This window comes from Pseudomonas alloputida, from assembly GCF_021283545.2.
GTDB lineage: Bacteria > Pseudomonadota > Gammaproteobacteria > Pseudomonadales > Pseudomonadaceae > Aquipseudomonas > Aquipseudomonas alloputida.
On the sequence record NZ_CP128540.1, the window covers coordinates 1088295 to 1114041 of the forward strand.

The following is a 25747-nucleotide window of genomic DNA, read 5'->3' on the forward strand; positions in this document are numbered from 1 at the left end:
AGCGCAGCTTCAAGCCTGTCGCTATACCGGTGGGAGCGGGCATGCCCGCGAATGGCCCTCAATCACAACCGCGGATAATCGATGTAACCCACCGGCCCCTTGCCATAGAAGGTTTCGGGATGTGCCTCGTTCAACGGCGCATCCGCTGCCAGCCGTGCCGGCAGGTCGGGGTTGGCGATGAACGGCACACCAAACGCCACGGCATCCGCTTTGCCACTGGCCAGGGCCGCATTGGCACTGGCCTTGTCGAACCGCTCGTTGACGATGTACGGGCCACCGAATGCCTCTTTGATCAGCGGCCCGATGCTGTCGTCGGCCTCCCGCTCCCGCGAGCAGATGAAGGCGATGCCGCGCTTGCCCAGCTCTCGGGCCACATAGGTGAAGGTCTCGGCGCGGTCGGCGTCGCCCATGTCGTGGGCGTCGGCTCGCGGTGCCAGGTGCACACCTACGCGCTGCGCGCCCCACACTTCAATGGCCGCATCGGTCACCTCCAGCAACAGGCGCGCGCGGTTTTCCAGCGAGCCACCGTAACGGTCGGTGCGCTGGTTGGTGCTGCTTTGCAGGAACTGGTCGAGCAGGTAACCGTTGGCGCCATGGATCTCCACACCATCGAAACCGGCAGCCTTGGCATTTTCGGCGCCACTGCGGTAGGCCTCGACGATGTCGTTGATTTCTTCGGTTTCCAGCGCCCGCGGGGTAGGGTAGTCACTCAGTGGGCGCACCAGGCTCACATGGCCCTTGGGCTGGATCGCGCTGGGGGCCACAGGCAATTCGCCATTCAGATAGCTGGGGTGGGAGATACGACCCACGTGCCACAGCTGCAGGAAGATGCGACCGCCCGCAGCATGCACGGCCTTTGTCACGTTGTTCCAGCCACGTACCTGTTCATCGTTCCAGATGCCGGGGGTATCTGGGTAGCCGACGCCCATGGGGCTGACCGAAGTCGCCTCGCTGAGGATCAGCCCGGCGCTGGCACGTTGTACGTAGTATTCGGCCATCAGCGCATTGGGCACGCGGCCTTCATCGGCGCGGCAGCGGGTGAGCGGGGCCATGATGATACGGTTGGGCAGTTGCAGGTCGCCCAGTTTGATCGGATCGAAAAGCGTGGTCATAGCGGTTACCTGCCTTGTCAAAGTGCTTGGCGCAGTTGTTCGAGGAACGCCTGTATGGTGGCTTCGTCGCGTTTGAAGAAGTGCCATTGGCCAATCTTCTGGCTGCTGATCAGCCCGGCGCGCTGCAACGTGGCCAGGTGGGCAGAGACGGTCGACTGCGACAGGCCGCAGCGTTGGTCGATTTGCCCGGCACACACACCGTTTTCGGTGCTGTGGTACTGGTCCGGAAACTGGGTTGCCGGGTCTTTCAGCCAACTGAGAATTTCTCGCCTGACCGGGTGGGCCAGTGCTTTTATGATTTCGTCGAGATCGAGTGGCATGGTTTGAGGCTCGTTGTAGCGGTATATCGCGATAGGGCGAAATATAATTCGCTGAATTCCGATATACAAATACGAAGGTGTTCTGAGCTGAGCACGAATCGATATATCGCGTTATAACGATATGTTCGGTGACGATGCTAGACTGCGCTCATGAACTACCTCGCACACTTGCACCTGGGCGGCCCGGCGCCGCAACAACTGCTTGGCAGCCTGTATGGCGACTTTGTCAAAGGCTCGTTGGAAGGGCGCTTTGCGCCTGCGCTGGAGGCGGCCATCCGGCTGCACCGGCAAATCGACAGTTACACTGACCGGCACCCAGTGGTGCTGGCGGCTCTGGCACGTTTTCCGCGCGAGCGGCGGCGTTTTGCCGGCATCGTTCTGGATGTGTTTTTCGACCATTGCCTGGCACGGCACTGGGGCAACTACGCCGATCAGCCGCTGGAGCAGTTCACTGGCGCGTTCTATCGGGTATTGCTGGCAGAGCCTGAGTTGCCTGGGCGACTGGCGCGGATTGCGCCGTTCATGGCAGCGGATGACTGGCTAGGGGCGTATGGCGATTTCGACACGCTGGAACAGGTGTTCAACGGCATTGCCCGGCGCTTGTCGCGGCCTGAGGGGATGGCCGGGGTGATGGTGGAACTGGAGCGGCTGTATGAGCCGCTGCTGGCGGATTTTCGCGAGTTCTACCCGCAGCTGCAGGCGTTTGCGGCGGTAGGGCGGATGTCTGACAGTTAGAGGTGTGTGGGTGATACTGGCCTCTTCGCGGGTAAACCCGCTCCTACGGGCAATGCGCTCGGTGTAGGAGCGGGTTCACCCGCGAAAGGGCCAGAACAGGCAGTGCAGGCATTCAGGCAGCCCGCGCCTGCCGACGTGGCGCCATCTCCACGTCTTCAACCCCGAACAGCGCCAGGTGAATCGCCTGTTGCGCCTGCAACGCCAGCACCGCACGTTCCTTGCCCACGCTACCTATTGGCTGCAGCAGGTGGATGCACACCTCGCCCCGCGGCAGGGCGAACAGGCGCATAAGGTGGGACACCAGGTCGTCCTCACCAATGAACGGCGCTACCGGGTCGATCTGGCCATCACGCAGGTACTGAACAGCGACTGGCTGCACTGACACGCCACGGTCGATGGCTCCTGCAAGCAGGCGGCCATGAAAGGTGCGCAACGTGCGGCCGCTGGTAGTGGTGCCTTCGGGGAAGATCAACAGCGGACGAGCCAGCCCCAGTTGCCCGGCGATCTGTTCGCGCAGGCGCTGACTGTCGCCACCACCACGGCGAATGAACAGCGTGCCGGCCTTTTCCGCCAGCCAGCCGGCCACCGGCCAGTGGCGCACTTCGGCCTTGGACAGGAAAGACAGCGGCGTGAGCATGCCAAGCAGGGGGATGTCGGTCCAGGAAACATGGTTGCTGACCCACAACATCGGCCGTTGCGGAAGTTCGCCGACTACCTTGACGTCGAAGGGCAGGGCAGCGACCAGGCGCTTCATGAACAGGCAGGTCCAGCGCTGGCGCCGTTCGATCGGCGCCTTGAAGCCCAAGCGTTCGCCCAAGGCGATAATGCTGGCCATCAGCATGCCCTGCGCCAGCACCAGCAGCAGTCGGATGAGGCGGGCCAGTACCCGCAACTTCGGCATCAGACCGCCGCCTTGAAGTGGCGGGCGTAGCGTGGGCACAGCTCGTCGCGTTTGAGCAGGATGAACACGTCTGCCACCTGGAAATCCTCGTCCCAGCATGGCTCGCCGCAAATCTTCGCGCCCAGGCGCATATAGGCCTTGAGCAGCGGGGGCATTTCGGCAATGACGTTATTGGGCAGGGCCAGTTTCGGCAGCGGGTTCTTCGGCTCGGCACGCAGGTGTTCGGTGCACAGGTAACGTTCACGCAGGCGCTGCATCACTGCATGGGCCTGAACGCCGCCGTCCTGCATGGGGATACTGGCGCAGCCCATCAGATAGCTGTAGCGGCCCTCGTTGAGCACCTCGGCCAGTTCGCCCCAAAGCACGGCGATGGTACCGCCGTTGCGGTAGTCGGGGGCGACGCAGGTACGGCCCAGTTCGAGGATCGGGCCTTGCAGCTGCAACAGGCCGTGCAGGCTGAATTCTTCTTCGCTGTAGAAACGGCCCAGGCTGCTGGCGGCCTGGTGATCGAGCAGGCGGGTGGTGGCAACCAGTTCGCCGGTGCTCAGGTCGCGTACACCAATGTGGCGGCAGTGCACGTCGTAGTCGTCCATGTCCAGGCCCTGCTCGGCACCTTTGAGCTTGGCCTTGAATTCTGCGCTGAATACGGTGTAGCGCAGAGCCTGGGCTTCTTGCAACGCCGCGGCGCCAACCAGGCGTTCGGCTTGCAGACGGCGTTCGGTGCTGTAGTCGCCAGCGGTAGCGATCCGAGTCATTACGAGTCTCCATAAGCCAGCCAAGAAGGGTTGCGGCCGGTCGGCTTTGTTGTGCAAAGTCAGCCTAGGTAGACCCAGTGTCACCCCTGTGAATGTTTGGTGATGCTTGCGTGACACACCCTGAGCCTTAACTGAAAGCCCTCCAGCAAGGAGCTGTTCCATGGCCTGGTTGCAACGACTCAACGATCCGCTTCGCCTCGCGCCGACAGGCACCCTGGGCGAAACCTACGCCGCGCTGCTTGAGCGCCTCGGCCCGGTTGCCCCGTTCGAACTGGCGGTACTGGGTGGGCGTGCAATGGCCACCCCGGGCCTGGCCTTCCTGGTGGGTTACCAGGCCGCCCTTCGCGTGCTGTGGCCCAGTGCGCCGCACAGCCTTGGCGCCTTGTGTGCCACCGAGCGGCGCAGCGTGAGGCCTGCAGACATGCGCACACGGCTGGACGCTCTGCGGCTGTCGGGCTGCAAAGACTTCGTTACCGCAGGCCTGGAGGCGGAGTGGTTGCTGGTGGCGGCGCGTAGCGAAGCGGCTGGCGCGGCACCGCAACTGAGCCTGGCGGTGGTCTATCCCGGGGAGCCGGGGGTGACACTGGAGCCATTGCCGACCCTGCCGCTGATGCCGGAAGTCGGGCACGGCCGGCTGCTGCTGGAGCAGGCATCGTGCGAGTTGCTGGCCGGTGACGGCTGGGATGCCTACGTGAAGCCTTTCCGTTCGCTGGAGGATTTGTATGTGCTCGCGGCGCTGACCGCCTGGTTGTATGGCGTTGGGCAGGAGTGCGCCTGGCCGCAGGGGCTGCGCCTGCAGTTGCTTGGGCTGTTGGCCGGCTGCGCCGAGGGTAGCCGCCAGTGTGCCGATAGCATGGGTTGTCACTTGTTGCTTGGCGGGTTGTTTGCGCAGTTCCAGGCCTTGCGGGGGGAGATCGATGCGGCGTTGGCGACAGGGCCGGTGCAGTGGGCGCAAGTCTGGCAGCGTGACCAAGGGGTGATGGCGCTGGCGGCGTCGGCGCGGGAGAAGCGGCTGAACAAGGCTTGGGCTGCTGCGGGCTTTTCATGAATGGCTCACAGGTTTGTGTGAACCGATGAATCGCGGCGTGGTACCTGTGGGGGCGGGGTTAGGTGCAAAGCGGCCGGTACTGGCAGCAGAAAACCTGAAAGACATTTCCTTTTATCGCGCTTGATCCCCGCAAATCCCAGCCGTTGACGTATCATTGGCCGCCTGACGGCAACCCCTCCAGGATCGCTTGCGCATGCTCGCCCTTCTTATCCAGACCCTGAACATCACGGCGCCGGTTTTCGCCATGCTGTTCATGGGCGTCCTGCTCAAACGCATTCACTTGATCGACGACAACTTCAACCGCGTCGCCTCGCAGCTGGTATTCAACGTCTGCATGCCGGCGCTGCTCTTCCTCGGCATCTACCACGCCGACCTGGCCGCAGCGGTCAAGCCCGGTGTCATCCTGTATTTCATCGTCGCCACCCTGGTCGGTTTCGCCATTGCCTGGGGCATGGCCATCTGGCGCAGCCCGATGGCCGACCGGGGCATCTATACCCAGGGCGCCTTCCGCGGCAACAACGGTGTGATCGGCCTGGCCCTGGCCGCCAGCCTGTACGGTGACTATGGCATTTCCCTGGGGGCGGTACTCGCAGGCCTGGTCATCCTCATGTACAACTCGCTGTCAGCGGTGGTACTGGCGGTGTACAGCCCGGACCTCAAGTCCGATCCGTGGAGCATCTGCAAGAGCATTTTCAGCAACCCGCTGATCATCAGCGTGCTGGTGGCCGCGCCCATGGCTTACGGCCAGGTGCCGCTGCCCAACTGGCTACTGACCTCGGGCGACTACCTGGCACAGATGACCCTGCCGCTGGCGCTGATCTGTATCGGCGGCACGCTGTCGCTGGCAGCGCTGCGTAACTGTGGTCGGCTGGCCATCGATGCCAGCTTCGTGAAAATGCTCTGGCTGCCGCTGCTCGGCACCCTTGGGGCCTGGTTGTGCGGGTTTCGCGGGGCGGAGCTGGGCATCCTTTTCCTGTACATAGGCAGCCCGACCGCTGCGGCCAGCTACGTGATGGCGCGGGCAGCCAACGGCAATCATGAACTGGCTGCGTCGATCATCGTGATTACCACGCTAATGGCGGCGATCACCACCAACATTGGTATTTTCATCTTGCAGTGGGGCGGATGGATCTAGATCCTTGACTGCAAATAACAGCAACAACACTGCCTCACTGAGCTAAAGGACACTTCATGCAAGACCAGAGCACGCCCGAGCGGTTACAGCGCGGGCTGAAGAATCGCCATATCCAGCTGATCGCGCTGGGCGGGGCCATCGGTACCGGGTTGTTCCTGGGCATTGCCCAGACCATCCAGTTGGCCGGCCCCTCCGTGTTGCTGGGCTACGCCATCGCCGGCCTGATGGCCTTCCTGATCATGCGCCAGCTGGGTGAAATGGTGGTGGAAGAGCCGGTCGCCGGCAGCTTCAGCCACTTCGCCCACCAATACTGGAGCGAGTTTGCCGGCTTTGTCTCAGGCTGGAATTACTGGGTGGTGTACGTGCTGGTCGGCATGGCCGAGCTGACGGCGGTCGGTATCTACGTGCAGTACTGGTGGCCGGACTTCCCCACCTGGGCCACGGCGGCGATCTTCTTCGTGGTGATCAACCTGATCAACCTGACTCAGGTAAAGGTCTATGGCGAGATGGAGTTCTGGTTCGCCCTGGTCAAGGTGGTAGCCATCGTCAGCATGATCGGCTTTGGTGCCTGGTTGCTGGGTAGCGGTCATGGTGGCCCGGATGCCAGCGTGGCCAACCTGTGGCAGTACGGCGGCTTCTTCCCTAACGGCGTCACGGGTCTGGTAATGGCCCTGGCGGTGATCATGTTCTCGTTCGGTGGCCTGGAGTTGGTCGGCATCACGGCTGCCGAGGCTGACAACCCGCGCGAGAGCATCCCCAAGGCCACCAACCAGGTGGTGTACCGTATCCTGATTTTCTACATCGGTGCCTTGGCAGTGCTGTTGTCGCTGTACCCTTGGCAGAAGGTGGTGCAGGGCGGCAGCCCGTTCGTGATGATCTTCCACGAACTGGACAGCGACCTGGTGGCGACCATCCTCAATATCGTGGTGCTGACGGCTGCGCTGTCGGTGTACAACAGCTGTGTGTACGCCAATAGCCGTATGCTGTTTGGCCTGGCCAGCCAGGGCGATGCGCCGCGTCAGTTGCTGAAGGTGAGCCGTAGCGGCGTGCCGCTGACCGCGCTGGCCGTGTCGGCCTTTGCGACCGGCCTGTGCGTGCTGATCAATTACCTGATGCCGGGCGGGGCCTTTGGTTTGCTGATGGCGTTGGCAGTGTCCGCGTTGGTGATCAACTGGGCGAGCATCAGCATTACCCACCTCAAATTCCGCAAGGCCAAGCTGGCCGCCGGGATCACCCCCTTCTACAAAAGCCTGGGGCACCCGCTGACCAACTACCTGTGCCTGGCGTTCATCGTGCTGATCCTGGTAGTGATGTACCTGACGCCGCCGATTCGCATCTCGGTAATGCTGATCCCGGCATGGATCGCTGTGCTGTGGGTGGCTTTCAAGCTGAAGAAGGCTCGCCAGGCCAAGGGCTGATCGGGTTTGTTCGTAAGGGGTATGCCGTTAGGTTTTCGGCGCCTGTGAGATCGAGCGCCGCGCGGGCGGCGCTCGATCTCACAGGCGATGAAAGCCTAAAGGCATGCGTCTGGCGGCCCTGACGCGTTCCCCTTCCATGCCCCTCAATGCTGCCTCCGCCAAGCACGCACAGTGGTGTACAGCAACACCGTAGCGAGCACCGGCAGTACATAGAACAGCATCAATCGCTCCAGGCGGCCAGCCAACGGCATACCCATGGTAAAAGCCGCCACATGAAGGCCGTAGGCCAGGTACAGGCAAAGAAACACCAGGCCTTCTGCGCGAGTGATGCGGTAACCGGAATAGAACACTGGCAGGCTCAGGGCAGCAACGCCGAGCATTACAGGCAGATCGAAAGACAGCGCGTTAGGCGAGATCGACAGGGGTTCCGGGGTGATCAGTGCGGTCAGGCCAAGTACGGCCAGCAGGTTGAACAGGTTGCTGCCGATCACCGTGCCCACCGCGATCTCCCGTTCGCCACGCAAGGCGGCGATCAGCGCAGCGGCCAGTTCCGGCAGGGAGGTGCAGATGGCGACGACCGTCAGGCCGATAATACGCTCGGACAGGCCCAGGTCGGTGGCCACCTCGATGGCAGCTTCCAGTAGCAAGTGGCCCGCCAGGCTCAGCAGGCCAAGGCCGACCAGTATCTGCAGCAGCGTACCTGACCAGAAGCGCCCGGCCCCGGACCTGGCGGCGTCCGGGGCAGGGTAGGTGCGTGCGTAATGGCGCGACTGATGCCAGAGCATTGCCAGGTAACCGGCCAGCCCCAGCAATAGCAGTGCCCCTTCAACCCTGCCCAGGTGGGCATTGGCGGACAGCGCATACACCAGCCCGCTGGCAAGGATCATCAGGGGAATGTCCAGCCGCACCAGCTGGCGTGACACCCGCAGCGGGATGATCAGCGCGGCCAGGCCGAGAATGACCAGTACGTTGAAGATGTTGCTGCCGATCACGCTGCCTACTGCCACATCCGGCGCACCCTGGTAGGCGGCCTGCAGGCTTACGGTCAATTGTGGCGCGGTACTGCCGAAGGCCACCAGGCTCAGACCTATGATCAGCGGGCGGACGTGCAGGCGCTGCGCCAGGCGCAAGGCGGAGCGCACCAGTAGCTCGGCGCCGCCGACCAGCAACAGCAGGGCGACGCCCATTTGCAGCAGGCTAAAAGTGGGAAGGGTGGCCAGGTCGAAAATGGTCGGACTCCTGTCGCGTCAGTCGCTAAGCCCTTGTACTCGCACGCGGGCTGTTCCGCTACGGAGCATGCCGATTTTTTCCGCTGCTGCGCGAGACAGGTCGATCAGGCGGCCGCGGGTGTGCGGGCCACGGTCGTTTATGCGTACCACCACACTGCGCTGGTTGGCCATGTTGGTCACCCGCACACGTGTGCCGAAGGGCAGGCTGCGGTGGGCGGCGGTAAGGGCGTGCTGGTTGAACGGTTCGCCACTGGCGGTGCGTTTGCCATGGTGGCGCGAGCCGTAGTAGGAAGCGGTGCCCGTCTGGTCGTAGCCGCGCGGGTCGATGTCATGGCTGGCGCAGCCGGCCAGGAAAGAAAACAGGGCGAGGGTGCCGAGGGAACGTTTTAGCAAGTCAGGTGCTCTCCGGTGCGACCATTCGCGGGTAAATCCGCTCCTACAGGGAACGCTGGCTTGTGTAGGAGCGGCTTCAGCCGCGAACGAGGGCGAAGCCCTCGCAGCATTACAGGGGTAAAACCATCACCCTTCGAGCTTGGCTTTGAGCAATTGGTTCACCTGCCCCGGGTTGGCCTTGCCTTTGGAGGCTTTCATGGCCTGGCCGACGAAGAAGCCGAACATCTTGCCGCGCTTGGCCTCATCGGCTGCGCGATACTGTTCGACCTGCTCGGCATTGGCTGCCAGCATTTCGTCGAGCATCTTGTCGATCGCACCCGTGTCGGTAACCTGTTTCAGGCCTTTGCTCTCGATGATGCTGTCGGCATCGCCTTCACCGGCGGCCATGGCCTCGAACACGGTTTTGGCAATCTTGCCGCTGATGGTGTTGTCACGAATGCGCAGCAGCATGCCGCCCAGTTGCGCGGCGCTGACCGGCGCCTGATCGATTTCGACACCCAGCTTGTTCAGCAGGCTACCCAGTTCGACCATGACCCAGTTGGCCGCCAGCTTGGCATCACCACCAATCTTCACCACTTCTTCGAAGTAGTCAGCCTGTTCGCGGCTGGAAGCCAACACGTTGGCGTCGTAGGCCGACAGACCGTACTGAGTCTGGAAGCGCTCGACCTTCTGTGGCGGCAGCTCCGGCAGGCCGGCGCGGATGGTTTCGAGGAAGCTGTCCTCGATGACCACCGGCAGCAGGTCGGGGTCGGGGAAGTAACGGTAGTCGTTGGCTTCCTCTTTGCTGCGCATGGAGCGGGTTTCGTCCTTGTTCGGGTCGTACAGGCGGGTTTCCTGCACCACTTTGCCACCGTCTTCGATCAGGTCGATCTGGCGCTGGATTTCGCTGTTGATCGCGCGCTCGATGAAGCGGAACGAGTTGACGTTCTTGATTTCACAGCGAGTGCCGAACTCGGTCTGGCCTTTCGGGCGGATCGATACGTTGCAGTCGCAGCGCAGCGAACCTTCGGCCATGTTGCCGTCGCAGATGCCCAGGTAGCGCACCAGCGCGTGGATCGCCTTGACGTAAGCCACGGCTTCCTTGGCGCTGCGCATGTCAGGCTCGGAGACGATTTCCAGCAGCGGGGTGCCGGCACGGTTCAGGTCGATGCCGGTGGAACCGCTGAAGTCTTCGTGCAGGCTCTTGCCGGCGTCTTCTTCCAGGTGTGCGCGGGTTACACCGATGCGCTTGATGGTGCCGTCTTCCAGCGCGATGTCCAGGTGACCCTTGCCGACGATCGGCAGGTCCATCTGGCTGATCTGGTAGCCCTTGGGCAGGTCGGGGTAGAAGTAGTTCTTGCGTGCGAACACGTTGCGCTTGCCGATCTCGGCATCGATGGCCAGGCCGAACATGCACGCCATGCGCACGGCTTGCTCGTTCAGCACCGGCAGTACGCCGGGCATGCCCAGGTCAACCAGGCTGGCCTGAGTATTCGGCTCGGAGCCAAAGGTGGTAGCGCTGCCGGAGAAGATCTTCGACTGGGTGGCGAGCTGAGTGTGGATTTCCAGCCCGATCACAACTTCCCATTGCATGTGTGAATTCCTCAGAAGCCGTTGGGGGCGCGGGTATGCCAGTCGGTCACCTGTTGGTAGCGGTGCGCGACGTTGAGCAGGCGGCCTTCCTGGAAGTACGGCGCCAGCAGTTGCACGCCGACCGGCAGGCCGTCGACGAAGCCCGCAGGCATCGACAGGCCTGGCAGGCCCGCCAGGTTGGCGGTGATGGTGTAGACGTCTTCGAGATAGGCGGCAACCGGGTCGCTGCTCTTGGCGCCAAGCTTCCAGGCCGGGTTTGGCGTGGTCGGGCCGAGAATCAGGTCGACATCGTTGAAGGCGGCCATGAAGTCGTTCTTGATCAGGCGGCGGATTTGCTGCGCCTTCACGTAATAGGCGTCGTAGTAGCCGGCCGACAGGGCGTAGGTACCGACCATGATGCGCCGCTGTACTTCAACGCCGAACCCTTCGCCGCGGGAGCGCTTGTACAGGTCGGTGAGGTCTTTGGGCTCTTCACAGCGGTAGCCGAAGCGTACGCCGTCGAAACGCGACAGGTTGGAAGAGGCTTCAGCCGGAGCGATCACGTAGTAGGCCGGAATGGCATGCTGCATGTTCGGCAGGCTGATTTCCTTGACCACTGCGCCGAGCTTTTCCAGCTCTTTGACGCTGGCCTGGACCAGGTCGGCGATGCGTGGGTCTAGACCGGCACCGAAGTACTCTTTCGGCAGGCCGATGCGCAGGCCCTGCAGCGAAGCGTTCAGGCTGGCGCTGTAGTCCGGCACCGGTTCTTCGATGCTGGTGGAGTCCTTGGCGTCGAAACCGGCCATACCTTGCAGCAGCAGCGCGCAGTCCTCGGCGGTGCGGGCCAGTGGGCCGCCCTGGTCGAGGCTGGAGGCGTAGGCGATCATGCCCCAGCGCGACACACGACCGTACGTCGGCTTGAGGCCGGTGAGGTTGGTCAGTGCCGCTGGCTGGCGGATCGAGCCGCCGGTGTCGGTGCCCGTGGTGGCGGGCAGCAGACGCGCGGCCACGGCAGCGGCCGAACCACCGGACGACCCGCCCGGAACGTGCTCGAGGTTCCACGGGTTCTTCACCGCGCCGTAATGGCTGGATTCGTTGGCCGAACCCATGGCGAACTCGTCCATGTTGGTCTTGCCCAGGGTGACCATGCCGGCTTCCGCCAGCTTGGCGACCACGGTGGCGTCATAGGGCGCCTTGAAGTTGTCGAGCATCTTCGAGCCGCAGCTGGTGCGTACGCCGTTGGTGCAGAACAGGTCTTTGTGGGCGATCGGTGCACCCAGCAGCGCGCTGGTTTCGCCCGCGGCGCGACGGGCATCGGCGGCACGCGCCTGGCCCAGGGCCAGGTCTTCGGTGACGCTGATGAAGCTGTTGATCTGTGGGTCGAGCTGCTTGATGCGCGCCAGCAGGGCGCCGGTCAGCTCTTCGGAAGAAAACGATTTGTCGGCGAGTCCGCGGGCGATCTCGGCCAGGGTCAATTGATGCATGGCAGGCTCTATCCCTTACTCGATGACTTTGGGAACCAGGTACAGACCGCTTTCGGTCGACGGCGCGATGGCCTGGTAGGCATCGCGCTGGTTGCTTTCGGTGACTTGGTCAGGACGCAGGCGCTGGCTGGCCTCCAGCGGGTGGGCCAGGGGCTCGATGCCAGTGGTATCGACCGCTTGCATCTGGTCGACCAGGCCGAGAATGCTGTTCAGGGCGTCGGTAATGCGTGGCAGTTCGCCATCATTCAGGCCCAGGCGGGCCAGATGGGCGATCTTTTCCACGTCGCAGCGTTCAAGCGCCATGAGGATCTCCAAGGGAAACAAAGAACGGAATTTGGGTCCGCGGTGAGGAACATGTCAGCTTTCTGGCGGTCTAACGGCCGCGAAATTCTGCTGGCGTGCTCGGAAAAACAGCCAATTTAACATATTGGCTCCTTGCCCAAAATCCCTGCCATTGTTAGAGTTTGCCGCACTTTTTTACCCACGCTTTCCCCAGGGTCACTTTCCCATGTTCAAGAAACTGCGTGGCATGTTTTCCAGCGATCTTTCTATCGATCTGGGTACTGCCAACACCCTTATTTACGTGCGTGAGCGCGGTATCGTCCTGAATGAGCCCTCGGTTGTTGCCATCCGTACCCATGGCAACCAGAAAAGCGTCGTCGCCGTCGGTACCGAAGCCAAACGCATGCTGGGCCGTACGCCCGGCAACATTGCAGCCATTCGTCCGATGAAGGACGGCGTCATTGCCGACTTCAGCGTCTGCGAAAAAATGTTGCAATATTTTATCAACAAGGTTCACGAGAACAGCTTCCTGCAGCCGAGCCCGCGCGTGCTGATCTGCGTGCCGTGCAAGTCGACCCAGGTCGAGCGCCGCGCCATCCGCGAGTCGGCCCTCGGCGCGGGTGCCCGTGAAGTGTTCCTGATCGAAGAGCCGATGGCCGCTGCCATCGGTGCCGGCCTGCCGGTTGAAGAGGCCCGCGGTTCGATGGTCGTCGATATCGGTGGCGGTACCACTGAAATCGCCCTGATCTCGCTGAACGGCGTGGTCTATGCCGAGTCCGTCCGCGTTGGCGGTGACCGCTTCGACGAAGCCATCGTGACCTACGTGCGCCGCAACTACGGCAGCTTGATCGGCGAATCCACCGCCGAACGTATCAAGCAGGAAATCGGTACTGCCTACCCAGGTGGCGAAGTACGTGAAGTCGACGTGCGTGGTCGTAACCTGGCCGAAGGTGTACCGCGTGCCTTCACCCTGAATTCCAACGAAGTGCTCGAAGCGCTGCAGGAATCGCTGGCGACCATCGTCCAGGCGGTCAAGAGCGCCCTCGAGCAATCGCCGCCGGAACTCGCCTCGGACATCGCCGAGCGCGGCCTGGTGTTGACCGGTGGTGGTGCGCTGCTGCGTGACCTCGACAAACTGCTGGCCCAGGAAACCGGCCTGCCGGTGATTGTCGCCGAGGACCCGCTGACCTGCGTCGCCCGTGGCGGCGGTCGCGCCCTGGAGATGATGGACAAGCACGCGATGGACCTGCTCTCCAGCGAGTGATCCCGCTCGCTGTTCACGAGCGCCCGGTTTACAGGTAGTACGTACAGTGCTACCTGTATGCGCTGGGCTGGCGCCCGTTTGGGGCGCCGTATCCGTCAACCCGCAACCAGGCTGGTGCGTTGTTCCATGTCCAATGACCTCCTGAGTCGTCCACGAGGAACGGCCCATTAAACCGCTTTTCTCCAAGGGCCCTTCGCTGGGCGTTCGCCTGCTCGTTCTGGTGGTGATGTCGGTCGCGTTGATGGTTGTCGACGCGCGCTTCGACGTGCTCAAACCCGTGCGCAGCCAGATGGGCCTGGTGCTGATGGAGTCGTACTGGATCACCGATTTGCCACAGCGTGCCTGGCAAGGTGTGGCCGGCCAGTTCGGTAGCCGCACCGAGCTGATTGCCGAAAACGAGAAGCTCAAGACCGAAGCCCTGCTGCTGCAGGGGCGCCTGCAGAAGCTGGCGGCCCTGACCGAGCAGAACGTGCGGCTGCGCGAGTTGCTCAACTCTTCGGCGCTGGTCAACGAAAAGGTTGAAGTGGCCGAGCTGATCGGTGTCGACCCCAACCCGTTTACCCACCGCATTCTGATCAACAAGGGTGAGCGTGATGGTGTGTTCCTGGGCCAGCCGGTGCTCGATGCCCGCGGCCTGATGGGCCAGGTCGTAGAGTTGATGCCCTATACCGCGCGGGTGCTGTTGCTGACCGATACCACCCACAGCATTCCGGTGCAGGTCAACCGCAACGGTCTGCGTGCCATCGCCAGCGGCACTGGCAACCCGGAGCGCCTGGAGTTGCGGCATGTGGCCGACACTGCCGACATCAAGGAAGGCGACCTGCTGGTCAGTTCCGGCATGGGGCAGCGCTTTCCTGCCGGCTACCCGGTGGCCACGGTCAACGAAGTGATCCACGATTCCGGCCAACCCTTTGCCATCGTCCGTGCCATCCCCACCGCCGCGCTCAACCGCAGCCGCTATATGTTGCTGGTGTTCAGTGACCGGCGTAGCCCGGAGCAGCGCGCCACCGATGCCGCCATTGCCCAGGAAGAGGCTGACCGCAAGGGCGCTGCACTTGCTGGCCAGCCGGCCGCTACCCGTGATCAGGTCGCACCCGCCGCTGGCACGCCTGCCGCGTCGGTCACACCGGCAGCACCGGCCACTCCGGTCGCGCAGCCAGCAGCCCCGTCTGCTGCACCTGCCACGCCGGCCGCACCCGCTCAACCCCGGAGGCAATGATGGCTGCATCACGCCGCAATAACGGCTGGGTCATCTGGCTTACGTTCGCCATCGGCCTGCTGCTCAGCGTTTCCCCCATGCCGCAGTTCATGGAAGTGTTCCGGCCCATGTGGCTGGCCTTGCTGGTGTCGTTCTGGACCCTTGCCGTGCCGAACAAGGTCGGCATGACCACGGCATTCGTGCTGGGCCTTGCCGAGGACGTGCTGTATGGCACGCTGCTGGGGCAGAATGCGCTGGTCCTTACCCTCATCACCTTCTTGGTGCTGTCCCTGCAGCAGCGTCTGCGCATGTTCCCCATGTGGCAGCAAAGCCTGGTCATTCTGGTGATCTTCGGTATCGCCCAGTTGATCCAGCTGTGGCTCAGTGCACTGACCGGCAACCGACTGCCCACCCTGGCGCTGGTCTGGTCGGCGGTGATCAGCGCCTTGCTCTGGCCTTGGATCAGCTTTGCCTTGCGCGACCTGCGTCGACGCTTGCACATCAACTGACGGCAACGCGCCACTGACAGGGAGATGTCTGCATGACCCCGCTATACCTGGCTTCAGGCTCGCCCCGTCGTCGTGAACTGCTGACGCAGATCGGCGTGCCGTTCATTGTCATCAGTGCCCCGGTCGATGAATCTCCGCTACCCAGCGAAAGCGCCCCTGCCTACGTCGAGCGCCTGGCCCGGGCAAAGGCCGCCGCCGGCCTGGTCAGTGTCGACGGCCCGGCTGTAGTGCTCGGCGCAGACACTGCCGTGGTGCTCGATGGTCGTATTCTCGGCAAACCGGAAAACCGTGAAGATGCCTTGGCCATGCTGGCTGACCTGTCAGGCCGTGAGCACCAGGTGCTGACCGCTGTCGCCCTGGACGATGGCCAGCGTGTGCACAGTTTTTGCGTGACCAGCACGGTGCGCTTTCGCGCCATCAGCACTGATGAAGCGCAACGCTATTGGGCCAGCGGCGAGCCATCTGACAAGGCTGGCGGCTATGCCATCCAGGGGCTGGGTGCGGTCTTCGTCAGCGGCCTTTCCGGCAGCTATTCGGCGGTGGTCGGCTTGCCACTCTGTGAAACGGCCGATTTGCTTGGCCAGTTCGGCATCGCCTGCTGGCAGTCGCTCGCGCATACGCCAGAGGTAACAAACCCGCAGTAGCCAGCAGTGCATACGCCATCCATCATTAGAAGAACCTTTGACGAGAGCCTGCCATGAGTGAAGAGATCCTGATCAACATCACCCCGATGGAGTCACGTGTGGCGGTGGTGGAAAACGGGGTGCTGCAGGAGGTGCACGTCGAGCGCACCCAGCGCCGTGGCATCGTCGGCAATATCTACAAGGGCAAGGTGGTGCGTGTGCTGCCAGGCATGCAGGCGGCCTTCGTCGACATTGGCCTCGAACGCGCAGCGTTTATCCATGCCTCGGAAATCTCCCAGCGCGAAGGCTCGGCGGTAGAGAACATCACCGCACTGGTACATGAAGGCCAGGCCCTGGTGGTGCAGGTGACCAAGGACCCGATCGGCACCAAGGGTGCACGCCTGACCACCCAGCTATCGATTCCGTCGCGTTACCTGGTGTACATGCCACGCAGCAGCCATGTCGGTATTTCGCTGAAAATCGAGGACGAAGCCGAGCGTGAGCGCCTCAAGCAAGTGGTCAGCGACTGCATGGATGGCGAAAACATCAAGGATGCCGGCGGCTTCATCTTGCGCACCGCCGCCGAAGGCGCGCGTGCCGAGGAGATCTTGCAGGACATCCGTTACCTGCGCCGCCTGTGGGAGCAGATTGGCACCCAGATCAAGACCTGCGGCGCGCCCACGGTCATTTACGAAGACCTTGGCCTGGCCCTGCGTACCCTGCGCGACCTGGTCAACCCGAAGATCGAGAAGATCCGCATCGACTCGCGGGAAACCTTCCAGAAGACCACGCAGTTCGTCGGCGAGTTGATGCCGGAAATTGCCGACCGCCTCGAACACTACCCGGGCGAGCGCCCAATCTTTGACCTGTACGGCGTCGAAGACGAGATCCAGCGGGCTCTGGAGCGCAAGGTGCCGTTGAAGTCCGGCGGTTACCTGGTGGTCGACCCGGCCGAAGCGATGACCACCATCGATGTCAATACCGGGGCTTTCGTCGGCCATCGCAACCTCGAAGAAACCATCTTCAAGACCAACCTCGAGGCTGCTACCGCCATCGCCCGACAACTGCGCCTGCGCAACATTGGCGGCATCATCATCATCGACTTCATCGACATGGAAGACGAAGATCACCAGCGCCAGGTACTGCGTACCCTGGAAAAACAGCTGGAGCGCGATCACGCCAAGACCAACATCATCGGCATCACCGAGCTGGGCCTGGTGCAGATGACCCGCAAGCGCACGCGGGAAAGCCTGGAACAGGTGCTTTGCGAGCCGTGCCTGGCCTGTCAGGGCCGCGGCAAGCTGAAAACGCCCGAGACCATCTGTTACGAAATATTCCGCGAGATCCTGCGTGAGGCCCGTGCCTATCAGGCTGAAGGCTACCGTGTGCTGGCCAACCAGAAGGTGGTCGACCGCCTGCTGGATGAAGAGTCAGGCAACGTGGCGGAACTGGAAGCTTTCATCGGTCGAACCATTCGCTTCCAGGTCGAGTCGATGTATTCGCAGGAACAATACGACGTGGTGCTGCTCTGAGGTCTTCCGAAACACGCCACTGCATTGTCGTGCTGGCAAAACCGGCACGACGGGCCATCATGGATAAACGACTTGGAGGGCCATGGCCATGGGACGTCTGAACCGCGTTCTTGTTGCTCTGACCCGCTGGGGGTTGGGCATATGTGCCCTGCTGGCCGTATTGGTGGCGCTGTATGTCAGCCTTGGTCGTGAACTGGTGCCGCTGGTAGCCGAGTACCGTGCCGACGTAGAAAGCAAGGCCGAGCAGGCGCTGGGCCTGCCCGTGCATGTCGGTGCCCTGGAAGGGCACTGGAGCGGACTGGCCCCTGTGCTGCGGGTGCGCGACCTGCAATTGGGCGAAGGCACCAAGGCGCTCCGGCTGGATGACGTCATGGTGGTGCCCGACATCTGGGCCAGCCTCACCGCCCGCGAAGTGCGCCTGGCGCGCATCCAGCTGGGCGGGCTGCAACTGATCCTTCGCGAGAACGAGCAGGGCGCCTGGAACCTGGAAGGCCTGCCGAAGAAGGACGACGCGCCGCTGGACCCTGCCGACTTGCTGCAGCGCCTGCGCCAGCTGGGGCGCATCGATGTGTTCGACAGTCTGGTCACCCTGCACCCCTGGCAGCGCGACCCGCTGACCCTGACATATGTGAGTGCCGGCCTGCAGGCCGGTGCTAAACGCCAGGCCCTGGATTTGCGTGCGACCCTGCCTGACGGCCAGCCCCTGGCGTTGAGCCTGAACAGCCGTATGTCGGCCGAGGCCTGGCGTGATGGCGAGGTAGAAGCCTATGTGAGCCTGCCGCAAAGTGACTGGGCACATTGGTTGCCGCCCAGGGTGTTGGGGCAGTGGCATGCTGACACCCTGCGGGCGGGCGGTGAGTTCTGGATCGGCTGGGGCAAGGGGCAGTTGCAACGGGCCGTCGTAAGGCTCAATGCACCCAGGCTGGAGGGGGCCTATGCCGGGCGCAAGGCTGCCAACCTGAATAATCTGGCTTTGGGCGCCTGGTTCCAGCGCCGGGAGCAAGGCTTCGATGTGGTCGTCGACTCGTTGGCCATGGACCTCGGCAAGGCCCGCTGGGAGTCTCACCTGCAGTTGCAGCAGCGCCCTGGCCAGAATGCAGCCGATGAAAGCTGGCAGTTACAGGCCGACCGCCTCGACCTCACCCCGCTGACTCCGCTGATCGATGCCCTCGCCCCCCTGTCGGACAAGGTCAAGGATGTGGTCGATGGCTTGAAGGTGACCGGTGCGTTGCGCAATGTGCGCCTCGAGGCCAGGCCCAAGGCCGAGGGTGACCAGCGGCTGCAGTTCGCAGCCAACCTGGAGAAGGTAGGCTTCGATGCTTATCACAACGCCCCGGCGGCCGGTAACGTCAGTGGCAGCATCAGTGGTGACCTGGGCCACGGCGAACTGCGCCTGGATACCGATGCGTTCATGCTGCATCTGTACCCGATCTTCGCCAAGCCCTGGCATTACCAGAAGGCGAATGCGCGCTTGACCTGGACCTTGGACAAAGACGGTTTCACCCTGATTGCGCCCTACCTCAAGGTGCTGGGCGAGGAGGGCAAGATCGCCGGTGACTTCCTGATTCGCCTGTTGTTCGAGGAAGGCCGCGAGGACTACATGGACCTGCGCGTCGGCCTGACCGAAGGCGATGGCCGCTATACTGCCAAGTATCTGCCCGAGGTGCTCAGCCCGGCCCTCGACGAGTGGCTGCGCAGCGCTATCGTCAAAGGCGCTGTGGATGAAGGCTACTTCCAGTATCAGGGCTCGCTGAACCATGGCGCATCCCCGCAAGCGCGCAGCATCAGCCTGTTCTTCAAGGTGCATGACGCCGCCCTGGACTTCCAGCCCGGTTGGCCACAGGTGCAGCACGTCGATGGCGATGTGTTCATCGAGGACAGTGGCGTGCGCATCAAGGCTCAGCGAGGCGTGCTGCTCGACACCAAGGTCAGCGATGTGAATGTCGATATCCCGCATGTCGACGGCGACCAGCACAGCCATCTCTACCTGGATGGCGACTTCGACGGTAGCCTGGGTGATGGCCTGAAGATTCTCAAGGAAGCGCCAATCGGCACCGGGGAGATTTTCGCCGGCTGGGAAGGTGAGGGGCCGCTGAAGGGCAAGGTCAAGCTCGATATCCCGCTGGCCCATGGGCAGCGCCCAAAGGTGCAGGTGGACTTCGCCACCCACGATGCGCGCCTGAAAGTTGCCCCGCCAAGCCTGGAGTTGAACCGCCTGAAGGGCGACTTCAGCTTCGACTTCGACAAGGGCCTGAGTGGCAAGGGCATCAGCCTGCAGGCCTTTGGCAAGCCGGTAACGGCGCAAATAACCGCTGAAGGTCAGGCTGGGCAGATGCAGACCCGCATCAATGCCAATGGCCAGGTATCGCTCAAGACGCTGACTGACTGGCTGCAGTTCAAGCAGGCCTTGCCGGCCTCCGGTGACCTGCCCTATCAGTTGCAGCTCAGTCTGGGGAGCCGGGACAACCGCCTGAGTGTCACTTCCAGCCTCAAGGGGCTGGCCATCGACCTGCCGGCTCCGTTCGGCAAAGCGGCAGCTGATACCCGTGACAGCCGTTTCAGCATGAGCCTTCAGGGCCCGGAGCGGCAATTCGATGCTGCCTACGCCGACCTTGCTCGCTTTGCCTATGCTGCACCGGCTGAAAACTTGACCCAGGGCCGCGGCGAGCTAGTGCTGGGCACAGGCGACGCCCGGGTACCTGCCAGCCAGGGGCTGAGGGTGCGCGGGCGCCTGGAGACCCTGGACCTGGCCCCTTGGCAAGAGCAGGCGGGCCGGCTGGCTGGGGACGACCCCGGTGGCAGCGCGCGGCAGAACCTGCAAAGCGTCGACCTGAGCATCGGCCAGTTGAAAGCCTTCGGCATGGACCTGAACCAGGCCGTGGTCCGCCTGGCCCGGGGCGGCCCGGCCTGGGATTTGCGCCTCGACAGCAAGGAAGTCATTGGTAATGCGCGCGTACCGGATGCCAAGGGCGCGCCCGTGGTCGTGCGCATGCAGACCTTGCGGCTGCCTGCCGCCAGCGCCGCTGAACAGCAGGCTGAAGACGGCCCCGACCCGCTGGCCTCGTTCGATCCGCGCAAAGTCCCGGCACTGGACCTGAGCATCGACAAGCTCTATCGCGGTGACGATCTTTACGGTAGTGCCGCGATCAAGCTGCGGCCGACCCCACGTGGCGTTACAGCCAGTGATATCGACCTCGACCTCAAGGGGTTGCGCATCGATGGCGGTGGTGGCTGGGAGGGGGAAACGGGTAAAACCAGCAGTTGGTACAAAGGGCGCCTTGACGGCAAGAACCTGGCGGATGTGCTCAGCGCCTGGGGCTTTGCCCCGACGGTGACCAGCCGCGACTTCCGCCTGGACGTGGATGGCCGCTGGCCGGGTTCGCCGGCCGCAGTGGGCCTGAAGCGCTTCTCGGGCAGCATGGATGCGGCGCTGCGCACCGGCCAGTTCGTCGAGGTCGAAGGCAGCGCACAGGCACTGCGGGTGTTCGGCCTGCTCAACTTCAACTCGATTGGCCGGCGCCTGCGTCTGGACTTTTCCGACCTGTTTGACAAGGGCCTGGCCTATGACCGGGTCAAGGGCTTGCTGGTGGCCAGCAGTGGCGTGTACGTGACCCGCGAACCGATTACTGTGACCGGCCCGTCGAGCAACTTCGAGCTCGACGGCACGCTGGACATGGTCAGCGACCGGGTCGATGCTGACTTGCAGGTGAGCCTGCCGGTGACCAACAACCTGCCGCTGGCGGCGTTGATCGTCGGCGCGCCGGCGGTGGGCGGTGCGCTGTTCCTGGTCGATCGGCTGATCGGTGACCGCGTGTCACGCTTTGCCAGCGTGCACTACCGTGTCGAAGGGCCGTGGAAAGAGCCTAGAATCACATTTGTGAAACCTTTCGAGAAATCCCGCTAGGAGTACCCATGAAGGCAGCGGTAATCCAGATGGTCAGCCAGGACGACGTGCAGACCAACCTGCAGCGTGCCGGTGCCCTGTTGGAGCAGGCCGCATTGGGCGGCGCACGGTTGGCGGTGCTGCCGGAAAACTTTGCCGCCATGGGGCGCAAGGACGCTGCTGCCATCGGCCGCGCCGAAGCCTTGGGGGAAGGGCCCATCCTGCCGTGGTTGAAACGCACCGCCCGCGACCTCAAGTTATGGATTGTTGCCGGTACTTTGCCCTTGCCGCCGTTCGGCCATCCCGATGCCAAGGCCCATGCGTGCTCGCTGCTGGTCGATGAACACGGCGAGGTGGCGGCAAGGTATGACAAGCTGCACTTGTTTGATGTGGACGTGGCCGACAACCGGGGCCGTTACCGCGAGTCGGATGACTACGCACAGGGTGCTCAGGTGGTGGTGGCTGATACGCCGGTCGGTCGGCTGGGGCTGAGCGTGTGTTACGACCTGCGCTTTCCCGAACTGTACAGCGCGCTGCGCGCGGCCGGCGCGGAGCTGATAACCGCACCGGCAGCTTTTACCGCAGTGACCGGCGCAGCACATTGGGAGGTGCTGGTGCGTGCCCGGGCCATCGAAACCCAGTGTTACCTGCTGGCTGCGGCACAGGGCGGTGCCCACCCTGGCCCACGGGAAACCCATGGCCATGCGGCGATCGTCGACCCTTGGGGGCGCATTCTCGCAGAACAGGCGCAAGGTGAAGCGGTACTGCTTGCCGAGCGCGACATTGAAGAACAAGCGTCCATTCGGACGCGCATGCCGGTGGTATCGCACCGGCGCTTTTTTTCGCAGGGCGCGTTGCGGCCTGCGCATACCTCGGAGTGACTATGAGCCAGATGTTATCCACCGTCAGTGAGCAGCTCCTGGCCCCAGGCGGCTTGACCCTGGACAGCCTGCAGAGCGTGCTGGGTGAGTTGGCTGGCCCCGGCATCGATGCCGCCGACCTGTATTTCCAGGGCCAGATCTCGGAAACCTGGGCGCTGGAAGACGGCATCGTCAAAGAGGGCAGCTTCAACCTCGACCAGGGCGTGGGCGTGCGTGCCCAGTCCGGCGAAAAAACCGGCTTCGCCTACAGCAACGCGATCAACCTCGAAGCGTTGACCTCGGCAGCCCGTGCCGCCCGTTCGATTTCCCGTGCCGGGCAAAACGGCACGGTGCAAGCCTTCCGCAGCCAGGAAGTGGCCGCCCTGTATACCGCGGACAATCCGCTGGACGTGCTCAGCCGTGCCGAAAAGGTCGAGCTGCTTAAGCGTGTCGATGCCGCCACCCGTGCCCTGGACCCGCGCATTCAGCAAGTCAGCGTGAGCATGGCCGGGGTCTGGGAACGCATTCTGATTGCCGCGGCCGATGGCAGCCTGGCCGCCGACGTACGCCCGCTGGTGCGCTTCAATGTCAGTGTCATCGTCGAGCAGAATGGCCGTCGCGAACGTGGCGGACAGGGCGGTGGCGGCCGTACCGACTACCGTTTCTTTACCGAAGAGCGGGTGATGGGCTATGCGCGCGAGGCCCTGCGCCAGGCCCTGGTGAATCTTGAAGCGATCCCGGCACCGGCCGGTACCTTGCCGGTGGTGCTGGGCTCGGGCTGGTCGGGCGTGCTGTTGCACGAAGCGGTCGGCCATGGCCTGGAAGGCGACTTCAACCGCAAGGGCAGTTCGGCGTTCAGTGGCCGCATTGGCGAGAAGGTGGCGTCGAGCCTGTGCACCATCGTCGACGATGGCACCCTCGAAGGCCGCCGCGGCTCGTTGAGCGTGGATGACGAAGGCACCCCGACCGAATGCACCACGCTGATCGAGAATGGCGTGCTCAAGGGGTACATGCAGGACAAGCTGAACGCGCGCCTGATGGGCATGGCTGTGACCGGCAACGGCCGCCGTGAATCCTACGCGCACCTGCCGATGCCACGCATGACCAACACCTACATGCGAGCCGGCGAAAGCGACCCACAGGAGATCATCGCGTCGGTGAAGAAGGGTATCTACTGCGCCAACCTCGGTGGTGGACAGGTGGATATCACCAGCGGCAAGTTCGTGTTCTCCACCAGTGAGGCCTACCTGATCGAAGACGGCAAGATTACCGCGCCAGTGAAGGGCGCAACCCTGATCGGCAATGGTCCCGAGGCGATGAGCCGGGTTTCGATGGTCGGTAACGACCTGGCACTGGACAGCGGGGTAGGAACGTGCGGAAAGGACGGGCAGTCGGTGCCGGTCGGGGTGGGGCAGCCTACCTTGAAACTGGATGCGATTACCGTGGGCGGTACCGGGGCTTGATGGCTTCGGGGACCCTTGCAGGAGCGGGCACGTCCGCTCCCACAGGGCCCCAGTCCGTCAGCGCAACCCGCGCTGCAACTCGTCGAGGTCGCGGATGTACTTGAACACCTTGCGCGCGGCGGCAGGCGGCTTGTTTCGCGCCTTCTCGTGCTGGGCATGGCGCACCAGCGAGCGTAGCTGCTGGCGGTCGGTGTCGGGGTACTCGTTGACGAAGCGCTCGAGGTCTTCGTCGTTACCGTCGATCAACCGGTCACGCCAGCGCTCCAGGCTGTGGAAACGTTCGTTGTACTGGCGAGTCGAGCTGTCCATCTGTTCGAGCAAGGCATGGATGGCATCGAGGTCTTGCACGCGCATGAGCTTGCCGACGAACGACATGTGGCGTTTACGGGCGCCATGAGCGGTGTGCTTGCTGGCCTCAGCCAGTGCCTTGCGCAGCTCGTCGGTCAAAGGCAGGCGCGCCAAGGTATCGGCCTTGAGCGTGGTAAGCCGCTCGCCGAGTTCGACCAGCGCATGCAGTTCGCGCTTGATCTGGGTTTTGCTTTTTTCGCCGTCGAAGGCGTCGTCGTTTGAATCAACCATGGTGGCAGTCCGCTAGAAATCGCCGCCATGATAACCAGTCGGGGGCCGCTTGTCCGGCCCGGTCGTAGAATGACCCCAAGCCGAACGCAGAATTTGAGTGGAGAGAACCATGAGTGCAGTCCAGAGCGTAGGTCCGAAAGACCTGCCAGCATTGCAGGAACAGGTCGAGGCGATCATCGCCGAGGCGCGTCGTCAGGGGGCCAGTGCCTGTGAAGTGGCGGTGTCGCTGGAGCAAGGGCTGTCCACCACCGTACGCCAGCGTGAGGTCGAAACGGTCGAGTTCAACCGCGACCAGGGCTTTGGTATCACCCTTTATGTTGGCCAGCGCAAAGGTTCGGCCAGCACCTCGGCCAGTGGACCGGAGGCGATTCGCGAGACCGTCGCCGCAGCGTTGGCAATTGCCAGGCATACCTCCGAGGATGAATGCTCGGGCTTGGCCGACGCAGCGCTGATGGCGCGTGAAATCCCGGACCTGGACCTGTACCACGACTGGGATATCGAGCCCGAGAAGGCCATCGAAATGGCCCTGGCCTGCGAGGCGGCGGCGTTCGACGCCGACCCGCGCATCCTCAACGCCGATGGTACCACCCTCAATACCCACCAGGGCTGCCGCGTGTATGGCAACAGCCATGGGTTCATCGGTGGTTACGCCTCGACCCGGCACAGCCTGAGCTGCGTGATGATTGCCGAAGGCGACGGGCAGATGCAGCGTGACTACTGGTACGACGTGAACCGCCAGGGCAACCTGCTGGCCGACCCGAGCAGCATCGGCCTGCGCGCTGCCCAGCGTGCCGCCAGCCGCCTTGGCGCCCGGCCGGTGCCGACTTGTGAGGTACCGGTGCTGTTTTCGGCCGAATTGGCCGGTGGCCTGTTCGGCAGCTTCCTGTCGGCCATTTCCGGCGGCAACCTGTACCGCAAGTCGTCTTTCCTGGAGGGTACCATTGGCCAGCGCCTGTTCCCTTCCTGGCTGACCCTCGACGAACGCCCGCATATTCCGCGCGCGTTGGGCAGTGCCGCCTTCGACGGTGATGGCCTGGCCACCTATGCCAAACCGTTTGTCGACAAAGGCGAGCTGGTGTCGTACTTGCTGGGTACCTATTCGGGGCGCAAGCTGGGTTTGCCGAGTACGGCCAATTCCGGTGGCGTGCATAACCTGTTCGTCAGCCACGGTGTCGAAGATCAGGCCGCGCTGATTCGCCGTATGGGGCGCGGGCTGCTGGTGACCGAACTGATGGGGCATGGCTTGAACATGGTGACGGGGGACTATTCCCGTGGTGCGGCGGGGTTCTGGGTCGAGAATGGCGAGATTCAGCATGCCGTACAGGAAGTCACCATCGCCGGAAACATGAAGGACATGTTCCAGCAGATTGTCGCGATCGGTAGCGATCTTGAAACCCGTAGCAATATTCATACGGGCTCGGTGTTGATCGAGCGGATGACCGTTGCTGGTAGCTGATCTTTAGCCTGCGCCGG

General features: G+C 63.2%; 23 protein-coding genes. 13 read left to right on the forward strand and 10 right to left on the reverse strand.

The window, feature by feature from the left end:
• Window positions 1–62: 62 nt before the first annotated feature.
• Window positions 63–1112, reverse strand: a complete 1050-nt coding sequence (locus tag LU682_RS04920) for an alkene reductase (protein WP_010952123.1) — start codon at window positions 1110–1112, stop codon at window positions 63–65.
• 17 nt (window positions 1113–1129) lie between these two features.
• The gene (locus tag LU682_RS04925) at window positions 1130–1432 is read right to left on the reverse strand and encodes an ArsR/SmtB family transcription factor (RefSeq protein WP_003255178.1); all 303 of its coding nucleotides are present in this window, start codon (window positions 1430–1432) and stop codon (window positions 1130–1132) included.
• A gap of 150 nt (window positions 1433–1582) precedes the next feature.
• Between LU682_RS04925 and LU682_RS04930 the strand changes: the two genes are divergently transcribed.
• Window positions 1583–2167 (forward strand): acyl carrier protein phosphodiesterase, encoded by a 585-nt coding sequence (locus LU682_RS04930; RefSeq protein WP_010952124.1) that lies wholly within the window; start codon window positions 1583–1585, stop codon window positions 2165–2167.
• 112 nt (window positions 2168–2279) lie between these two features.
• On the opposite strand, the gene LU682_RS04935 is transcribed toward LU682_RS04930, so the two are convergent.
• Window positions 2280–3068: a lysophospholipid acyltransferase family protein gene (locus tag LU682_RS04935; RefSeq protein WP_010952125.1), complete on the reverse strand. Its 789-nt coding sequence runs from the start codon at window positions 3066–3068 to the stop codon at window positions 2280–2282.
• Window positions 3068–3823, reverse strand: a complete 756-nt coding sequence (olsB, locus tag LU682_RS04940) for an L-ornithine N(alpha)-acyltransferase (protein WP_003255175.1) — start codon at window positions 3821–3823, stop codon at window positions 3068–3070. Before olsB ends, LU682_RS04935 begins: the two co-directional genes overlap by 1 nt.
• A gap of 160 nt (window positions 3824–3983) precedes the next feature.
• On the opposite strand from olsB, the gene LU682_RS04945 reads away from it, so the two are divergent.
• The 3 genes from LU682_RS04945 to LU682_RS04955 all read left to right on the forward strand — a co-directional run bounded on the left by LU682_RS04945 (window position 3984) and on the right by LU682_RS04955 (window position 7424).
• Window positions 3984–4871, forward strand: a complete 888-nt coding sequence (locus tag LU682_RS04945) for an acyl-CoA dehydrogenase middle domain-containing protein (RefSeq protein WP_010952126.1) — start codon at window positions 3984–3986, stop codon at window positions 4869–4871.
• 193 nt (window positions 4872–5064) lie between these two features.
• The gene (locus LU682_RS04950; RefSeq protein WP_049586457.1) at window positions 5065–6006 is read left to right on the forward strand and encodes an AEC family transporter; all 942 of its coding nucleotides are present in this window, start codon (window positions 5065–5067) and stop codon (window positions 6004–6006) included.
• A 56-nt stretch (window positions 6007–6062) separates the two neighbouring features.
• Entirely contained in the window at window positions 6063–7424 is a 1362-nt protein-coding gene (locus LU682_RS04955; RefSeq protein ID WP_003255172.1) for an amino acid permease, read from the forward strand.
• A 143-nt stretch (window positions 7425–7567) separates the two neighbouring features.
• Here the strand turns inward: LU682_RS04955 and LU682_RS04960 are convergent, their stop codons facing one another.
• The 5 genes from LU682_RS04960 to gatC form a co-directional block, all read right to left on the reverse strand.
• Entirely contained in the window at window positions 7568–8611 is a 1044-nt protein-coding gene (locus LU682_RS04960) for a calcium/sodium antiporter (RefSeq protein WP_010952128.1), read from the reverse strand.
• Between the two features lie 60 nt (window positions 8612–8671).
• A complete protein-coding gene (locus LU682_RS04965; RefSeq protein WP_010952129.1) occupies window positions 8672–9046 on the reverse strand; it encodes a septal ring lytic transglycosylase RlpA family protein in 375 nt (124 codons plus the stop codon).
• A 126-nt stretch (window positions 9047–9172) separates the two neighbouring features.
• The gene (gene gatB / locus LU682_RS04970) at window positions 9173–10618 is read right to left on the reverse strand and encodes an Asp-tRNA(Asn)/Glu-tRNA(Gln) amidotransferase subunit GatB (RefSeq protein WP_010952130.1); all 1446 of its coding nucleotides are present in this window, start codon (window positions 10616–10618) and stop codon (window positions 9173–9175) included.
• Between the two features lie 11 nt (window positions 10619–10629).
• Complete coding sequence (gatA, locus tag LU682_RS04975) at window positions 10630–12081, reverse strand: Asp-tRNA(Asn)/Glu-tRNA(Gln) amidotransferase subunit GatA (RefSeq protein WP_010952131.1); 1452 nt, start codon at window positions 12079–12081, stop codon at window positions 10630–10632.
• 15 nt (window positions 12082–12096) lie between these two features.
• Window positions 12097–12384: an Asp-tRNA(Asn)/Glu-tRNA(Gln) amidotransferase subunit GatC gene (gatC, locus tag LU682_RS04980; RefSeq protein WP_003255165.1), complete on the reverse strand. Its 288-nt coding sequence runs from the start codon at window positions 12382–12384 to the stop codon at window positions 12097–12099.
• 205 nt (window positions 12385–12589) lie between these two features.
• On the opposite strand from gatC, the gene mreB reads away from it, so the two are divergent.
• The 8 genes from mreB (at window position 12590) to tldD (ending at window position 23695) form a co-directional block, all read left to right on the forward strand.
• Entirely contained in the window at window positions 12590–13627 is a 1038-nt protein-coding gene (mreB, locus tag LU682_RS04985) for a rod shape-determining protein MreB (protein ID WP_003255163.1), read from the forward strand.
• A 226-nt stretch (window positions 13628–13853) separates the two neighbouring features.
• Window positions 13854–14846, forward strand: coding sequence for a rod shape-determining protein MreC (mreC, locus tag LU682_RS04990; protein WP_060488969.1), 993 nt, complete (start codon window positions 13854–13856; stop codon window positions 14844–14846).
• Window positions 14846–15334 carry a rod shape-determining protein MreD gene (gene mreD / locus LU682_RS04995; RefSeq protein ID WP_003255161.1) on the forward strand — a complete coding sequence of 163 codons (489 nt, stop codon included), beginning with the start codon at window positions 14846–14848 and terminating at the stop codon, window positions 15332–15334. Before mreC ends, mreD begins: the two co-directional genes overlap by 1 nt.
• A gap of 32 nt (window positions 15335–15366) precedes the next feature.
• Window positions 15367–15978 carry a Maf family protein gene (locus tag LU682_RS05000; protein WP_010952134.1) on the forward strand — a complete coding sequence of 204 codons (612 nt, stop codon included), beginning with the start codon at window positions 15367–15369 and terminating at the stop codon, window positions 15976–15978.
• A 53-nt stretch (window positions 15979–16031) separates the two neighbouring features.
• Window positions 16032–17489 (forward strand): ribonuclease G, encoded by a 1458-nt coding sequence (gene rng, locus LU682_RS05005; protein ID WP_010952135.1) that lies wholly within the window; start codon window positions 16032–16034, stop codon window positions 17487–17489.
• 82 nt (window positions 17490–17571) lie between these two features.
• Complete coding sequence (locus tag LU682_RS05010; RefSeq protein WP_010952136.1) at window positions 17572–21393, forward strand: YhdP family protein; 3822 nt, start codon at window positions 17572–17574, stop codon at window positions 21391–21393.
• Window positions 21394–21401: 8 nt separating this feature from the next.
• Window positions 21402–22253: a carbon-nitrogen hydrolase family protein gene (locus LU682_RS05015; protein ID WP_010952137.1), complete on the forward strand. Its 852-nt coding sequence runs from the start codon at window positions 21402–21404 to the stop codon at window positions 22251–22253.
• Window positions 22254–22255: 2 nt separating this feature from the next.
• A complete protein-coding gene (gene tldD, locus LU682_RS05020) occupies window positions 22256–23695 on the forward strand; it encodes a metalloprotease TldD (RefSeq protein ID WP_010952138.1) in 1440 nt (479 codons plus the stop codon).
• Window positions 23696–23752: 57 nt separating this feature from the next.
• Here tldD and yjgA read toward each other — a convergent pair whose 3' ends face one another.
• A complete protein-coding gene (gene yjgA, locus LU682_RS05025; protein ID WP_003255152.1) occupies window positions 23753–24274 on the reverse strand; it encodes a ribosome biogenesis factor YjgA in 522 nt (173 codons plus the stop codon).
• A gap of 109 nt (window positions 24275–24383) precedes the next feature.
• Between yjgA and pmbA the strand changes: the two genes are divergently transcribed.
• Entirely contained in the window at window positions 24384–25730 is a 1347-nt protein-coding gene (gene pmbA, locus LU682_RS05030; RefSeq protein ID WP_014589820.1) for a metalloprotease PmbA, read from the forward strand.
• Window positions 25731–25747 lie beyond the last annotated feature (17 nt).

Bases quoted from the DNA above. Each gene is read 5' to 3' on its own strand.
- gatA (WP_010952131.1), bottom strand. From the start codon at position 12,081: ATGCATCAATTGACCCTGGCCGAGATCGCCCGCGGACTCGCCGACAAA.
- pmbA (WP_014589820.1), top strand. From the start codon at position 24,384: ATGAGTGCAGTCCAGAGCGTAGGTCCGAAAGACCTGCCAGCATTGCAG.
- LU682_RS05000 (WP_010952134.1), top strand. From the start codon at position 15,367: ATGACCCCGCTATACCTGGCTTCAGGCTCGCCCCGTCGTCGTGAACTG.
- yjgA (WP_003255152.1), bottom strand. From the start codon at position 24,274: ATGGTTGATTCAAACGACGACGCCTTCGACGGCGAAAAAAGCAAAACC.
- LU682_RS05010 (WP_010952136.1), top strand. From the start codon at position 17,572: ATGGCCATGGGACGTCTGAACCGCGTTCTTGTTGCTCTGACCCGCTGG.
- mreB (WP_003255163.1), top strand. From the start codon at position 12,590: ATGTTCAAGAAACTGCGTGGCATGTTTTCCAGCGATCTTTCTATCGAT.
- LU682_RS04935 (WP_010952125.1), bottom strand. From the start codon at position 3,068: ATGCCGAAGTTGCGGGTACTGGCCCGCCTCATCCGACTGCTGCTGGTG.
- LU682_RS04960 (WP_010952128.1), bottom strand. From the start codon at position 8,611: ATGGGCGTCGCCCTGCTGTTGCTGGTCGGCGGCGCCGAGCTACTGGTG.
- mreC (WP_060488969.1), top strand. From the start codon at position 13,854: ATGTCGGTCGCGTTGATGGTTGTCGACGCGCGCTTCGACGTGCTCAAA.
- tldD (WP_010952138.1), top strand. From the start codon at position 22,256: ATGAGCCAGATGTTATCCACCGTCAGTGAGCAGCTCCTGGCCCCAGGC.
- mreD (WP_003255161.1), top strand. From the start codon at position 14,846: ATGGCTGCATCACGCCGCAATAACGGCTGGGTCATCTGGCTTACGTTC.
- LU682_RS04930 (WP_010952124.1), top strand. From the start codon at position 1,583: ATGAACTACCTCGCACACTTGCACCTGGGCGGCCCGGCGCCGCAACAA.
- olsB (WP_003255175.1), bottom strand. From the start codon at position 3,823: ATGACTCGGATCGCTACCGCTGGCGACTACAGCACCGAACGCCGTCTG.
- LU682_RS04920 (WP_010952123.1), bottom strand. From the start codon at position 1,112: ATGACCACGCTTTTCGATCCGATCAAACTGGGCGACCTGCAACTGCCC.
- gatC (WP_003255165.1), bottom strand. From the start codon at position 12,384: ATGGCGCTTGAACGCTGCGACGTGGAAAAGATCGCCCATCTGGCCCGC.
- LU682_RS04945 (WP_010952126.1), top strand. From the start codon at position 3,984: ATGGCCTGGTTGCAACGACTCAACGATCCGCTTCGCCTCGCGCCGACA.
- LU682_RS04955 (WP_003255172.1), top strand. From the start codon at position 6,063: ATGCAAGACCAGAGCACGCCCGAGCGGTTACAGCGCGGGCTGAAGAAT.
- LU682_RS04950 (WP_049586457.1), top strand. From the start codon at position 5,065: ATGCTCGCCCTTCTTATCCAGACCCTGAACATCACGGCGCCGGTTTTC.
- LU682_RS04925 (WP_003255178.1), bottom strand. From the start codon at position 1,432: ATGCCACTCGATCTCGACGAAATCATAAAAGCACTGGCCCACCCGGTC.
- rng (WP_010952135.1), top strand. From the start codon at position 16,032: ATGAGTGAAGAGATCCTGATCAACATCACCCCGATGGAGTCACGTGTG.
- gatB (WP_010952130.1), bottom strand. From the start codon at position 10,618: ATGCAATGGGAAGTTGTGATCGGGCTGGAAATCCACACTCAGCTCGCC.
- LU682_RS05015 (WP_010952137.1), top strand. From the start codon at position 21,402: ATGAAGGCAGCGGTAATCCAGATGGTCAGCCAGGACGACGTGCAGACC.